Genomic DNA, 14,537 nt, shown 5'->3' with positions numbered 1-14,537 from the left:
GCGGTATGTGATGGGTAACCTCCATCCTTCGGATAATGAAGCCAGCGTGAACGCCAAGCCCAAGGGACCACGATCCCCCCGCCCCGCAAGGGAAGTGGAGATCAAGCTGCTGGCCGACCCGGCCGACCTGCCGCGCATCGCCGCCCTGGCGCTGGTGCGCGACCGGCTGGTCAGTCAGGCGGACCCTGTGCGTCAGCACACGACCTATTACGACACACCGGGACTGGCGCTGGCGCGGCGTGGTCTGGCCCTGCGCCTGCGTCGCCAGGGGATGAAGCGCGAACAGTCGATCAAGACCCTGGCCAGTGGCGAAGGCGCCGATGGCGCAGGCATCGCCGTGCGCCGCGAATGGCGCTGGCAGGTGGTGGGTGACGGGCTGGACCTGGACCTGCTGCGCCACCGCGATCTGGCAGAACTGTTTCCTGCCGACGTGCCGGAGCAACTGGCCCCGCTGTTCGTGACGGATATCCAGCGTACCTTGTCGCTGCTGCGTGTCGGCGCCGAAGGGCGGGTGGAACTGGCGCTGGACCTTGGGCAGGCGCAGGTGATGGCGCCGGACGGCACGCCATCGGCGAAGCTGACGATCAGCGAGATTGAACTGGAACTGCTGCAGGGGGAGGTCGCGGACCTGTTTCGGCTGGCAGCGGAAATCCATTCGCGCGTGCCCCTTCGCCTGTCGACCCGCAGCAAGGCGGATCTGGGCCTGGCCCTGCTGACGGGGGCCCAGCCGCGTGCGCATCCGGTCCGGCCGCTGGGGATCACCCCGATCACCACGGTGACGGAGGCTTTCCGTCATATCGGCCGCAATGGCCTAGCCCACCTGTTGGACAATCAACCCGCTTTCATCGAAGGAATGGGCGACGCGGCGGCGCTGCGCGAGATGGCCTCGGCTGTGCGTCGTCTGGCCACAGGCTATTCGCTGTTCGCCGATCTGATCCATACCGACCAGGGTGATGCGCTGGTCGAGCGCCTGCGTCGGCTGGGCCGCAAGCTGGAGAAGGCGCGCGACTGGCAGAAGGTGGCGCTGGCCTTGACGGAACTGCCGCAGGATGCGCGGAAGGGCGCTGTCGGTCCCGTCTCTGCGGCCCGGGCCCGCGCGCTGGACAAGGCGCTGCACCTGCTGAACGCCGCGGATTGGACGGGCTGGCAGCTTGATTTCGCGGCGTGGCTGGAAGGCGGGGACTGGGCTGCCCAGCCGCACGGCTGCCCGTTTGGCACCACGTTGGCGGAAATCGCTGGCGAGATGTTGCGCCAGAGGTGGGAGAAGGTTCGGGTCATCGGCCTGCCCGACAGTGCCGATAAGGCCCTGAAGGCGCATAAGCGGTTGCGCAAGCTGCGTTACGCTTTGGACTTCTGCCGGGCTGTCTGGCCGGCAGAACGCGTGGCCCCGCTTCAGCGGGCTGTTGACGGACTGCGCGACCCGCTCAAGCAGGTTGCGGATGATATGATGGCGGCCGATCTGCTGGACAAGATCGGGCAGGAAGGGGCGGCATCCGCCCTGCGCAAGCGCGCCGTGACGGCGTTGAAGCCGCTTTCCCCGCTATGGTCCGGGTTCCTGAACGCCGGCCTGGGTGTGGCCGGCGCGTAAGGTTCAACGTATCTCCACGCCGTTATTGTCCGTGCGGATTTCGGCCGCTTCATTATCCAGGCTCAACAGCACGCGGCTGGCGGCCGGGATTTTGCCGTCCTTGGGCATGGGCAGCGACAGGTCTACCCATTTGGCCTTCAGGTCCAGGGGGGCGGCGATGACAGGGATGGGGACTTCGGCCAGCACCGTGCCGTCAGCGGCCAGCAGGCGGGCACGCCCCGTCGGGGTGGGCTGCGCGCCGATATTGTGCGCGCGCACCAGCAACCGCCCCTTTTCCAGCCGGATATCGCGATCGGCCAGCGCCAGATCGGGCCGGTTGCGCACATTTTCCGCCGGCCCCGCCAGGGTGAAGGTTAAGACCGTGGTTTTGCCTGGTTCGAAGCGGACATCCATACCGATCCCTTCACCGAAATGGATGGTGCGGGTATCGATGGTGCCATCGGCCTTGTCATCACTGTCGCTGTCGAGGCCCTGGGCGACACGCCAGTCACCGGTGGCGACATCGGCGCCCTGGATGGTCGCCGTGATGGGGCTGTTGCTGATATTATGGACAATGATGCTGAAGCCCTTTTCCGTCGGGTCCTTGACCAGGATACCCAGCTTCTCCGCGGCGGAATCATCGGCGAAGCGCCATTCGATGCGGTTGCCGCGCACGATGGCATTGCGATAGAGCGCGACCCCACCCAGCCGCTGCCGCTGCAATTCCTGCGATGGCAGTTCCACGCGGTCGGTCCACCAATGGTCCTCCGTCATCATCGGCATGCGGACGGTGGCCTCATTGCGCTGGCTGTCATACTGCTTGACCAGCCATTGCTTGTCGTTCGTGGCAACCCAGGCCGTGTGGTAGATATAAGGGCCGGCATAGCGATCCTTCGTCGCCTGCTCCAGCACCTTCTGCCGCAGGTCAGGGCGGCCGATATCCAGCGCCAGATCGCTGCTGACGATACCGGACAGGGCGGGCAGGCCGCCCTTGCGCAACACCTGCTCGATGGGCCGCAGATATTTGGCGTCGCCCGTCCAGCGATAGGCCGCCCACATCAGTAGGTTGGTCTGTTCCGGCCCGGCCGTGCCACGCGTGGCCCCATCCGGCCAGTTGATCTCCGACGGGAAGGTCCAGCTGCCGTCATCGGCCTGCTTGCCATGGGCCAGATAGCCATCGGCCAGTTCCAGCAGTAATGTGCGTGTCTGCGGCAGGCCGTTGATTTCCACCAGACGCACGCCGGGATGGAAGATCAGATAGGAATAGGGCTTGGACCATTGCCAGGGCGCTTCCTTGACGATGTGCCCGGCCCCGAAATAGTTGCTGACCAGCAATCGGTTACCCTTGGGATTGATGGCCGTCAGCTCGGGATAGTTGGCCGCCGTTTCCATCAGCCGCTCCACCAGCTGCGGGTCGCCCGGCCGCATCAGCGACAATTGCGACAGGGCGTTGATGCCTTCCTCATAGACATGCAACTCGTCCGTGACGATAGTGCCAAGGCCGTTGGTCAGCATGCCATTGGCGTAGATCGCCTCGATCATCGCGGACAGCGATGCGGCCAGACGGTCGGGTTCCACCCCCATGGCGGCCAGACCCGGCCATTGGTTGGTCAGGTCGGTATCGTCCGACAGGCCCCCGCCGAACTCACCGCCCACCTGGCGATGGTCGATCCACCAGTTCACGAATTGCTTCACCTGACCCAGATAGCGGGTCTGGCCCCAGGCCCAGGCCGGCACGCCGGGCGGGGGCGGGTCCAGCGTCACGGCCGGCAGCGGCTGCTGTGGGTTCCATTCCGACCAATAGGCATTGCCGGCCACATTGTCGGGATCGACGCGCAGCAGGTCGGTCAGATCGTCATAGAAACGCTGGAACAGGCCCAGATTCCGGCTGCTCTGCCGTTCTTCCACCAGGAAGCTGTATTCATCCTGCACCTGCCGCAGCCGGTCGGCGACATGCTCGGCCTTGGCCTCGGCCCGCGGCTTGAACACCAGCCGCAAATCGGCACCGTCCAGGCTGGCGATGGAGAAGCCAGGGGATGACGCAGCAATGGTGAGATAGAGCGGCCGGTCACCGGGCAGGATGCGGTCGCGCGTGTCCAGCCACAGGGTCCGCGCCTCCCCCGGCTTGACCGAGACATTCACGTCCAGCAGGTCGCGTTCGGGATAGAGCGGATCCTTCACGCGAATATTCAGCGCGATCAGCCCACCCTTGTGCGTGGGCTTCAGGTCCAGGGCCGGGATGGTCAGTTCAATCCCGTCCAGCCCGCCGACATTCTCAAACCCCTCCGTGGCGCCGCGATAAAGGGCCATGCCCGGTTCCTGCTGACGGAAATCGACGGGGATGGCGATATGGGCGATGGGCCGGCCGCTGGCGGGCACCGGGGTCGTCCGCTTGCGGGTGGGGATGCCGTCCGGGATGGCGACGATCAGGCCGCGTTCTGTCTCCGGATAGCGTCCTTCCACGAAATGGCGGACGGGCAGCATGGGTGTGAAGTCCGGCTCCACCCCCAGGCGCAGTTTCAGCGGGAAATCGCCCAACCCCTCCGGCGCTGTGCCGGGGCCGATATGATAGGCGCCGATTTCCTGGATCGGGGTTTCCTGTACCTCGTTGATGAAGCGCAGGGCACCGCCCTGGCCATCGGCCTTCAGGCGGGTGGTAGACCGTTCCGTGCCCTTCGCACGCTTGGCCAGCAGGTCGCCTTCGGCCGTGATGACCGTATTGTCGTCGGGGACGCGCGCATCCTTCAGCCAGCCCAGCCGGCCGAACGCCGCCCCCTGGATTTCCACCTGATTGATGGGCTCGTCCGGCAGAAACCAGGTGGCCGACTTGCCGCCCGTAGCATAGACGTTCCAGTCGGGCAGGGTGAAATAGTCATGACGGCCGGGCAGGCGGGAGCGGTTATAGACGCCGGGCCAGGTCGTTTCCCGCACCCCGTCATTGCCCTTCCACATGCGTTGCGCGATATCGCGCTGTTCGGTGAACTCCACCTTGCGGATACGGGTATGGGCATCGGCCAGATAGGGGGGCGGGTCATCCGGCCGGTCAAAACCCAGGCGGTGCGCCCAGGCAGCCCAGCCATCCGGCAGGGCGGGCAGGGGCTCCGTCTGCTGGTTACGGGCCAGCGCCTGAATGGAGGCCGCGTCCAGGGCCCGGTCATGAATGCGGATTTCGTCAATATCGCCGCCGCGCAGGAAATTGTATCGGCTTTGCACCTGGATTGGGCTGATGATGCGGCTGTGCGGCCCGAACTGGTCCAGCCCGGCGTCCAGCGATGCCGGCTGGTCCTTGCGCGCCACCAGGGCACCGTTCACATAAAGCTGCACGCCCGTCGCCTCGTCCCAGGTGAAGGCGATATGGGTCCAGGCATCGGGGGCGGGAGGGGTGGGGATCGTCCAGGACACGCGCACCCGCGACAGGTTGGTGTCGGTCACGAAGGCGTCGAAGCCATGACCGTTCCAGTCGATGCGCAGGAACACCATGTCCCAGCTGGAATGATTGTCATAGCCGACGCGGAACAGCGGGAACGGGTTGCTGCCCACGGGATACCTGGAACGCCAGAAGAAGCTGAGCGTGCCACGCTGGGCCCGGATGTTGCCAGGGGCCGACCAGGCCAGGACCTGATCGTCGGCCGCCTGCAAATAGGCGCCGCTGGCGCCGCCATCCTGCATCACCTTCACCTTATCGGCGAAGGTGGGCAACGGGTTGCCAACAGAACGGTCAGCCGTCAGGGCCTTGTCACCAGACACATGGAACAGCAGACCGTCATCCGCCGCCAGCGCCGGCATGCCGCCGGCCAGCAAGGCCCAAAGGGCAACCGTCCCCTTCCATCGCATGCAGAACGCCATGGACCATATCCTTCCCCAAGACGGCGACGGTTGTTCCGTCTGCCATTGCCACCGGTTACCATGCTATGGGTAGCGCGTATTGACACCGGTGGCAATATCGAGCCAGCATGACCCGTCGCGTTTTTTGTCCTTGCCCGGAGAGACTGCCATGCTGACCCGTCGCCATCTTCTGGCCGGCCTGAGTGCCTTGCCATTGGCCGGGTGTGCGGTGTTGCCGCCGCGCCCTGGTGCGGGGGTGGTTTCAGGGGGATTCGGCACGCTGCCGGATGGCGCGGCGGTTACGCTCTATACCCTGACCAATGGCCGCGGGGCGGAGGCGCGGGTGATGACCTATGGCGCCACCCTGGTCGGCCTGCGCATGCCGGATCGGGAAGGGCGGGCAGATGAGGTGGTGCTGGGACTGGACGATCTGGAGGCCTATCGCACGCGTTCGCGCAATTTCGGCGCTACGGTGGGCCGTTATGCCGGGCGTATCGGCAATGGCCGCTTCCGGCTCGACGGGGCAGAGGTGCGACTGGATACGGGCGGATCAAAGCACAGTTCCCACGGCGGCCCCGTCGGCTTTGCCAAGCGCAACTGGCAGGGACAGGTGCTGTCCGGGGCGTCTGTCCGCCTGACCCTGGTCAGTGCCGACGGTGACCAGGGGTTCCCGGGCGAACTGGCGGTCAGTCTGACCTACAGGCTGACCGATGATCACCGCCTATGCCTGGATTTCCAGGCGCTGACCACGCGGCCGACCGTGCTGAACCCCACGCATCACAGTTATTTCAACCTGTCCGGCGTGCCGGGGTCGCTGATAGAGGATCATCTGTTGATGATGGAGGCGGATCTGTTCACCGCCTTCGGGCCAGACAAGATGGTGACGGGGGCGTTGCGACCGGTGGACGGCACCCCTCTCGATTTCCGGCAACCCAAGCCCATCGGGCGTGACATTGCCGCCGCTGACGAACAGATTCGCATCGCGGGCGGCTACGACCATGGCTTTGTCATCCGCCCCGGGACCAGCGGCGACCTACGTCGGGCGGCGCGATTGTCCCATGGTGGCAGCGGCCGGGTGATGGAACTCTGGACCACTGAACCCGGGGTGCAACTGTTCACGGCCAACAGCGTCGATATGGTGGGCCGGGGCGAGGTTCCCTATCGTCCGCATTGTGGCGTGTGCCTGGAGCCGCAGCATTTCCAGGACAGTCCCAACCGGCCGGAATTCCCGTCCACCGTGCTGCGTCCCGGCCAGATATTCCGCTCACGCAGCGAATACCGGTTTGCCGTCACCTGACGGCCGGTCAGGACCTGCGGTCGAAAAAGCCCATGGCCCAGGCCGTGTGCAGGGCGAGGGGCGCCATCCAGCCGACCAGCGGATAGAAGAACCAGACCTTGTCCGGTGTCACGAAGAAGTTCACCGGTACGATGATGACCGCGAACAGGAAATAGACCAGGAGATGGTTCAGCAACTGGTTGCGGCGTCGCTTCACGGCGGGGTGATTGTCTGGCAATGGCTGGCCCATGGCATCCTCCTGACGATGGCGCGGCACCATAACGCGAATATGCTGCTGGCCAAGCCGGAACTTGATCCGGATGGGACCGGCTGGCAAAATCGCGCCGTCGATCCCGTTAATCTGTGTGCAACTCCATGGATATCAACAAGCTTTTCGCCGAAGGCGTCGACCATCAGAATGCCGGCCGTTGGGCGGACGCTGCTGCGATCTATCGCAAGATCGACAAATCCCGCCCCGGTCTGGCCCCCGTGGCGTGGAACCTGGGTGTGGTGCTGAAAGCGCAGGAACAATGGGATGGGGCGCTGCGCGCCTTCAAGGCCGCCGCCAAGGCGGGGGGGACCTTCAAGGGTCTGCAATTCAATATCGGCCTGTGCCTCCAGAAGTTGAACCGTATGGCCGATGCTGCCGATGCCTTCGAACGCGCGGTGAAGGCTGAGCCGGACGATGCGGTCGGGCATTTCAATCTGGCCGCCGCCTGCCGCGAACTGGACAGGGTTGAACAGGCCGTTGCAGCGGTGGACCGGGCCCTGGCCCTGCGCCCGGACTTTGCCGAAGCGCAACTGCTGCAGTCCAAGCTGCGAACCCGCATGCTGCCGGTCTGGCACGTTCCCATGGTCAACGATGCGCCGCGCAATGACGCCTATGAAGCGGCGATCAAGGCGACGGTCCGGCCGGGCGACCTGGTGCTGGAGATTGGCACGGGATCCGGCCTGCTGGCCATGATGGCCGCCCGGGCCGGTGCAACGGTGGTGACCTGCGAGGCCGTGCCCTGGATTGCGGAAACGGCGCGCAAGGTCATCGAAGCCAATGGCCTGTCCGACCGGATCACCGTCGTCAACACCCTGTCCACGGCATTGACGGTGGGGGACGTGCTGCCGCGTCGGGCCGATGTGCTTCTGTCGGAAATCGTCGCCAGCGATTTTCTGTCGGAGCGGATCATTCCGGCCGTGGCTGATGCCCGGACGCGGCTGCTGACCCCCGAAGCACGCATCCTGCCGGAACGTGGCGGCGTGCGCTGCGCCTTGGCCGGCGGTGACCTGTTGGAGATGCACCTGTTTACGGGGCCGACGAACGGGTTCGACCTGTCATGCTTCAACCGTCTTTATCCACGCAGCGTCCGCTATGACGCGCGGACTGTGCAGCCGTTGGCGCTGTCGAACGCGGCGACACCCTTCACTTTCGATTTCACCGCCGACCCCATTCCGGCGCATCAGGACCTGCGCTTTGATCTGACGGCGACGGTTTCAGGCCGTTGTGCAGCCTTGGCACAGTGGGTCTGGCTGGATTTCGGGCGGGGCGTGTTTTTTGAAAACAGCCCCTTTGTCGATAGTCCTGCCAGTGGCTGGCAGCCTGGCTTCTTCCTGCCCCCGGCACCGTTCCAGGTGGAACCGGGCATGGATGTTCCCTGCCATGGCTATCAGGACAACTATAACGTCTGGCTGTCCTTTTATGAAAAAGCCCCGGCGGGGTGACCACGCCGGGGCTTTTTCCGATTGCAGGAAAAGGACAGTTCAGTCCTTTTCCGCATCATTGTAGTCGCGGATGTCAGCCGGATCCCAGATGGCGCCACGACGACGACGTCCGGCACCGGCCGCTGCCCCGGCAGCACCGGCCGCGGCTGCTGCTGCCGGGGCAGCGGCTTTGGGCTGGCGCTTGCTGCCGGGCACGGGGCCCCGGCGACGCGGAGCATCGGCAACCATGGCCGGGGCGGCCGGCACGGCGGCCGGGGCCGAGTACTGACGATTGGCGGCGGCGGCGGCGGCGGCCTCCTCGTCATAACCCGCATTGGGGGAAACGGCGCGAAGAAGCGATCCGACCGCGTCGGCCACTTCTTCGGGTGCCGACTTCCACGCCCGCAGCAAATCCAGTTCCCGACGCGAAAGAATGGGGGACGAACCTTCCGCCGTCGCAGCGAAACTTTCGGGCGGACGCCGCATGTCCGGAACATCCAGACCATCAAAGAAGAAGGTCAGCGGCACATCCAGAATATCGGCCAAACGGTACAGTTTTCCTACGGAAACGCGGTTGGAGCCGCGTTCGTACTTCTGAACCTGCTGGAAAGTGATACCGAGCGCCTTCGCCAGATCAGACTGGCTCATGCCAAGGAGACCACGGCGAAGCCGGATGCGGCCGGCCACATGGTTCTCGATAACCGTTTCCAGTGCAGCAACCGCTGCGTTCTTGCTTCGTCTAGGCATTGAAACTGAAGCCCCCTTCTTCCGCATTCTTCAAGCAACACCAACGCCGGTCCATGGTTCCATCACCGCAGGCTGAACCCCTTGGGCGGACGCGCGACATTGCCCTGTATCCAAGCGCATGCTGTACAGCCAGTCCTCCAAAAAGGACATAATGGCGACGTCTCAGGCCAACTTTGAACGAAACCCTGTACCTCATGCTATCGTATGGCAATATTAGCCATCCTGATCATGCTGTCCATAACTTGTATGCTGTGTAGCAAAGATAAAAAAGGGGTGGGTGGCTTTAGGCTGTAAAAACGATCAAAAAATTGATAATTGTCTAAAATGCTAATTACTATTAGTCGATGAAGGGTGACGTGCGTACAACCTAAGCCTGGAGCCTTATAGGGTTTCGCTGGGCGTCGTACGCCCAATGAATGCTATCTCGTGTGAAGGTTTCAGCTTATTCCCTCATATTGCGGATCAAACGCCGTGTGTCAACCGGATCGAATCGCCTGATCCGGGTATGATCGCAGAAAATCGGTGCGACTCTGACATTTCACGCCGGATTACTGGAAACCCGTCGGGCCCGGCTGCGTTTACCACATGGATCACCGCCATGGGAAAGATGGCTTCTCCATAGCCGCGTCTTTCCGATCGCAGCAGGCAAAGCCATTCCCGAAGGCTTTCCAGGGTAAAGGCACCGTGCGGCTGGGTCAGCTCCGCCTCCGTTTCCTGAATCAAACGGTCCAACAGGCGGGCATGGACCATGGCGGCCTCGCGGATGCGAGCGTCTACGGACGTATCCGGCATTTGTACGCTCCGGGAGCGGCTGAAATTGTCACAGCCCCAATCATCGCGCGCCGTCCGAATTTTGGCTTCTGTTAATCAGGATTAGCCCGTTCGTGCTTCACCCATTGGTAGCCGCCCCCCGGGCAAGATCATGTGTCATGCGCATTGGCGGTTGCCCCATCCTGGCGCGATAGATGTGCAGGTTTTCCAAGACACGCTGCACGTAGTTGCGCGTTTCGTAGATGGGCATCGTTTCGATCCAGTCGATGATATCCACGCCACTGCTTCGCGGATCGCCATAATCGCGCAACCAGCCGGATACGCGCCCTGGCCCGGCATTGTAGGATGCGATGGCAAGGACGTACGACCCGTCGAACTTGTCGACCATATCCGCCAAATAGCTGGAACCGACCTCCACATTGTGTCGGGGATCGCTGATGAGGCGATCGGCGTCATATTTCTTCTTTGGTGGCGCCTTGGCGACCGGTTTTGCATTGGGCTTCTTGGTGTTTTTCTTGTCCGTCGCCTTGCTTTGCGGCTTGCTGGAGGTTGCCGCCTTTACGGGCGGCTTTTCCGGGGCTTTGGTCTGCTGGTGTACGACCCCGGATGCCGTGGTCGGCATGACCTGCATCAGCCCGCGTGCCCCGGCGGCGCTGGTCACATCATCCCTGAAATTGCTTTCCTGGCGGATGATCCCATGGATCAGGGCGATCTCGGGTCGCGCGGGCACCTTCGTCGACAGCGTGGGGAACCCCTCCGTCCGCAGCAGGTAACCGTCCTGCCAGGCGGCGCGTGCCGTGGTCACGGCCATATCCGGCCGCTTGGACGCAAGCGCCAGTTCACCCACCATGCGGTAGGTCTCGCCCGACTTCGCGTCCAGGGCCAGTTTGCGCAGGAACAAGGTCACGCGGTCACTGTCTGATCCTTCGATGCGCGACAGCAGTTCCACGATCCGGACCATCTCCCGTCGCTCAAACGCCTTGCGCTCCTCCGCGGTCGGCGTGGGTTCGGGCGGAAGGGTGCTGCCCGCTGGCTTGTTCAGATGATCGGCCGCCAGCAATCCATAGAAGGTGCCGCCATATTCGGTCGCCGTCTCGTACCAGCTGACGGACCGCTCCTTGTCGCCGATCTCTTCCAGGGCGCGGCCCACCCAATAGGCGCCGCGCGACTTGCTGACGGGTGACGTGGTGCCGCGGAACAGCGCCTCGAAATGCTTCTCCGCCACATCCGGCTTGTTCAACTTGCGCAGGGCCAGCCAGCCGGCCAGGAATTCGGCCTGGGCGAAGGCCAGCCCCTCCTTGGTGGCGTGGGCTGCGACCAGGTCATAGGCACGCTGGAACTGGCCCTCCTCCATCAGGCGCCGCGCCAGGATATGGCGCTCCGTCCACCAGTCGGCGGCGTGCTGCGCCTCGTCGGGGATTTTCTCCGACAGCAGTTCCAGCGCGGCGGCGTCCATATCCTTGCGGCGGCGCCAGCGTGTGCGGTCATATTGAAGACCGGGATCATTGTTCAGTTCCGCCGGCACACGACGCAGGGCGCCGTCGACGCCCGGAGACATGGCGGCCAGCGCAATGCGCGCTTCCGCCACGGCCTGCAGGCCGGGCCCGACCAGTGGCATGACCCGTCGGGCCTCCTCCACTTTTTCTTCCCACAGCAGCCGGTTCAGGCGGGCCACATGGTCGCCGGGCTGCAACAGGCTGATATAGCGGCCGCGATAGTCGCGCTCCTCGGTAGCGCCGAAGCTGCCATTCACATAACGGTCTCTGACCGCCTGGATGGCCTTGTCCGACGATCCGGTTTCCATCAGCGCATCGACATAGCGGCCAAATCCCGTCAGCGTCAGTGGCGGGTTCTTCTCGAACCATTCGCGCACCTGGGCATAGGGCATGTCGGCAGGCATTTTTGCCTCGGCATTGCGCCGCAGGGCGGCCTGGTTGGGCCAGTCCGGATGCCGCTTCATGAACCCGTTCAGCGCGTCCCAGCTGGCATCCGCGCCCGGCTGGGTCAGGGCCATCCACAGCAGGACCTGGGCGGGCAGCGCCTCGTCCGTGCGCTTGGCCAGCGCGATGGCCTCCTCGAACTTGCCCTTGTCGGCGGCGCGGAAGGCCTGTTTGTACGTGGCCGTGTCCGCCGAACTCATGGCCCATGCCATTTGTTGCGGACAAAGCCCGATGCCCAGACAGATCAGCATCGCCGCCAGGGCACGGCCTGTCGCCTTGTTTCGGAGAAGGGGGCTGTTTAAGGTTCGCGCCTTCATTGGTTCAGACCGGAGTAACTTGCCATGTTCAAGGGTTCCATCGTCGCATTGATCACGCCGTTCCGCGACGGGAAGGTGGATGAGGCCGCTTTCCAGGACTTTGTGGACTGGCAGATCAAACAGGGCACCCATGGTGTGGTTCCGGTCGGGACGACCGGCGAGTCGCCTACCCTGTCGCACGAAGAGCACCGGCTTGTCATCTCTTTGACAGTGGAAGTGGCGAAGGGTCGCGTTCCCGTCATTGCCGGCACCGGTTCCAATTCGACGGAAGAGGCGATCGCACTGACCCGCCATGCCAAGCAGATCGGTGCCGACGCCGCGCTGGTGGTGACACCCTATTACAATAAGCCGTCGCAGGAAGGTCTCTATCAGCATTACAAGGCCATCCATGATGCGGTGGACCTGCCGATCATCATCTACAACATTCCCGGCCGCAGCGTCATCGACATGAGCGTGGCGACCATGGGGCGCCTGGCCAAGCTGCCCAACATCGTCGGTGTCAAGGATGCCACCGCCGATCTGGTCCGCCCGCTGCGCACGCGGGTGGAGATCGGCCCCGACTTCTGCCAGCTGTCGGGTGAGGATGCCACGGCCACGGCCTTCCTGGCGCAGGGTGGTGTCGGCTGCATCTCCGTCACGGGCAATGTGGCCCCGGCGCTGTGCGCGCAGATGCAGGAAGCCTGGCAGCGCGGCGATCTGGTGGAAATGGCCCGCATCCGCGACATCCTGATGCCGCTGCACCATGCCATGTTCGTGGAGACCAGCCCGGCCCCGGTGAAATACGCCGCCAGCCTGCTGGGCAAGTCCACCCCGGACGTGCGCCTGCCGCTGGTGCCGTGCAGCGCCGAAGGCCGCGTCGTCGTTGAAGAGGCGATGCGCAAGGCCGGCCTGATCGGCTGACTTCATTGAACTTCCTGAAGCGTCCCCCCATAACAGGGGGGACGTTTTTCTTTTGTGGATCGGATTACCCCAGCGATGGCGAACAACGCGCCCGAGCGCAAATTGGCGGCACAGAACCGCCGGGCCCGCTTCGATTACTTCATCGAGGACACGGTGGAGGCCGGCATCATGCTGACCGGAACCGAGGTCAAGTCGCTGCGCGGCGGCAAAGCCTCCATCCTGGAAAGCTATGCCGGGGAGATCGGCGGGGAGCTGTTCCTGATCAATTCCTATATCCCCGAATATGGCCAGGCCGGCGCCTGGTTGCAGCATGATCCCAAGCGCCAGCGCAAGCTGCTGGTCCGCAAGCGCGAGCTGGTGAAGATGCTGAACGCCATCGCGCGCCAGGGTATGACCCTGGTGCCCATGTCGATCTATTTCAACGACCGCGGCAAGGCCAAGGTCGAGATCGGCATCGCCAAGGGCAAGAACAAGGGTGACAAGCGCGACACGGAGAAGGAACGCGATTGGCAGCGCGACAAGGCCCGGTTGATGCGGGCGCGGGGATGATCCGTTCGATCAGATCCGGGGTGCATACCCGGATCTGGCACGCGTGCGGTCAGACATTCCGTTCAAACAGCCAGTTCATCTTGCTGTCGCCAAAGGGGCGGTACCCCGCGTGGCGGAAGCGGTCCAGCAGGTCGCCGGCCCAACTGCCCTCCGACCGTTCGATGATGATCAGCCGGGGCCACAGGCTTTCCGGCGCCTGATCGAAGAAGGGCAGCAGTGCCTTGTCCTCTGCCCCTTCGATATCGATCTTCAACATGTCGATCTGGGTAATGCCCAGTTCGTCCAGCAGATCGACCAGCGGGCGAACGCGCACCGGCGTGCTGAGCCCATTCTGGTTGCGGACAAGGGACGAGCCGCCCAGGTTGCTGCTGTCCAGGTAAAGCCCCATCACCCCTTCTTCCGCCCCGATGGCGCAGTCGGCGTGGGTGATGGTGGCATCCGTCCGGTTGAGCGACAGGTTGAAGCGTAAACGCCGCGCGGCCTCCGGCCCCGGTTCCACGGCAATGATCCGCCCGCCCGGTCCCAGATGCCGGGCGGCATTCAGGGTGTAAAGCCCGACATTGGCCCCGATATCGACGAAGACCCCGTTCCGCGGCAGCCTTTCGGCCAGCAGCGCCATTTCCGCCGGGTCGAAAAATTGCGGCATGAACAGGAACTTGCGTTCCCCCACATTGTCGTCGGGGTAGAGGCGCAGGTTGATGCCACGCACGGCCACATCGAAGATGCGACCATGCAGGAGCATGGCCACCCGTCGCAGCCACAGCGCCAATCGGCGCCCGACTTCTGTCTGCGGCTGCGCCTGACAGATATCGATCAGCAGCCGGGGCAGGGTACCGGGCGCATAAGCGCCGAAGGCGGGAACCGGGTCTTGGCGCAAGGTCTTACTCCATCACAGTCCAGGTGCGGACAGGATTGACGCGTGCTTATGCCACAAGATCGGGGGAGGGGGAACG

At 64.0% G+C, this 14,537-nt stretch carries 11 protein-coding genes; 5 read left to right on the top strand and 6 right to left on the bottom strand.

Going from position 1 to position 14,537, the window contains the following annotated elements; translation table 11 throughout:
• Window positions 1-46 precede the first annotated feature (46 nt).
• Complete coding sequence (locus tag ACODTW_RS13715; RefSeq protein WP_488946579.1) at window positions 47-1,588, top strand: CYTH and CHAD domain-containing protein; 1,542 nt, start codon at window positions 47-49, stop codon at window positions 1,586-1,588.
• 3 nt (window positions 1,589-1,591) lie between these two features.
• Here ACODTW_RS13715 and ACODTW_RS13710 read toward each other — a convergent pair whose 3' ends face one another.
• Complete coding sequence (locus tag ACODTW_RS13710; protein ID WP_488946578.1) at window positions 1,592-5,413, bottom strand: LamG domain-containing protein; 3,822 nt, start codon at window positions 5,411-5,413, stop codon at window positions 1,592-1,594.
• A 148-nt stretch (window positions 5,414-5,561) separates the two neighbouring features.
• Here ACODTW_RS13710 and ACODTW_RS13705 point away from each other — a divergent pair, with 148 nt between their 5' ends.
• Complete coding sequence (locus ACODTW_RS13705) at window positions 5,562-6,689, top strand: aldose epimerase family protein (protein ID WP_488946577.1); 1,128 nt, start codon at window positions 5,562-5,564, stop codon at window positions 6,687-6,689.
• Window positions 6,690-6,696: 7 nt separating this feature from the next.
• Here ACODTW_RS13705 and ACODTW_RS13700 read toward each other — a convergent pair whose 3' ends face one another.
• Entirely contained in the window at window positions 6,697-6,918 is a 222-nt protein-coding gene (locus ACODTW_RS13700; protein ID WP_488946576.1) for a 2TM domain-containing protein, read from the bottom strand.
• Between the two features lie 125 nt (window positions 6,919-7,043).
• Here ACODTW_RS13700 and ACODTW_RS13695 point away from each other — a divergent pair, with 125 nt between their 5' ends.
• A complete protein-coding gene (locus ACODTW_RS13695) occupies window positions 7,044-8,381 on the top strand; it encodes a class I SAM-dependent methyltransferase (RefSeq protein WP_488946575.1) in 1,338 nt (445 codons plus the stop codon).
• 39 nt (window positions 8,382-8,420) lie between these two features.
• On the opposite strand, the gene ACODTW_RS13690 is transcribed toward ACODTW_RS13695, so the two are convergent.
• The 3 genes from ACODTW_RS13690 to ACODTW_RS13680 all read right to left on the bottom strand — a co-directional run bounded on the left by ACODTW_RS13690 (window position 8,421) and on the right by ACODTW_RS13680 (window position 12,018).
• Window positions 8,421-9,107 (bottom strand): helix-turn-helix domain-containing protein, encoded by a 687-nt coding sequence (locus ACODTW_RS13690; protein ID WP_488946574.1) that lies wholly within the window; start codon window positions 9,105-9,107, stop codon window positions 8,421-8,423.
• 462 nt (window positions 9,108-9,569) lie between these two features.
• A complete protein-coding gene (locus ACODTW_RS13685; RefSeq protein WP_488946573.1) occupies window positions 9,570-9,899 on the bottom strand; it encodes a hypothetical protein in 330 nt (109 codons plus the stop codon).
• Window positions 9,900-9,996: 97 nt separating this feature from the next.
• On the bottom strand, window positions 9,997-12,018 hold the full coding sequence (locus ACODTW_RS13680) for a lytic transglycosylase domain-containing protein (protein WP_488946572.1): 2,022 nt from the start codon (window positions 12,016-12,018) through the stop codon (window positions 9,997-9,999).
• A 141-nt stretch (window positions 12,019-12,159) separates the two neighbouring features.
• Between ACODTW_RS13680 and dapA the strand changes: the two genes are divergently transcribed.
• Window positions 12,160-13,035, top strand: coding sequence for a 4-hydroxy-tetrahydrodipicolinate synthase (gene dapA, locus ACODTW_RS13675; RefSeq protein WP_488946571.1), 876 nt, complete (start codon window positions 12,160-12,162; stop codon window positions 13,033-13,035).
• A gap of 75 nt (window positions 13,036-13,110) precedes the next feature.
• A complete protein-coding gene (gene smpB / locus ACODTW_RS13670; protein ID WP_488946570.1) occupies window positions 13,111-13,584 on the top strand; it encodes an SsrA-binding protein SmpB in 474 nt (157 codons plus the stop codon).
• Between the two features lie 49 nt (window positions 13,585-13,633).
• Here the strand turns inward: smpB and ACODTW_RS13665 are convergent, their stop codons facing one another.
• Window positions 13,634-14,461 (bottom strand): FkbM family methyltransferase, encoded by an 828-nt coding sequence (locus ACODTW_RS13665; protein WP_488946569.1) that lies wholly within the window; start codon window positions 14,459-14,461, stop codon window positions 13,634-13,636.
• Window positions 14,462-14,537 lie beyond the last annotated feature (76 nt).

This window comes from Niveispirillum sp. FG148 (assembly GCF_057809655.1).
The sequence above is the reverse complement of the archived record's forward strand: the minus strand, read 5'-3'. Positions and strand labels throughout refer to the sequence as shown.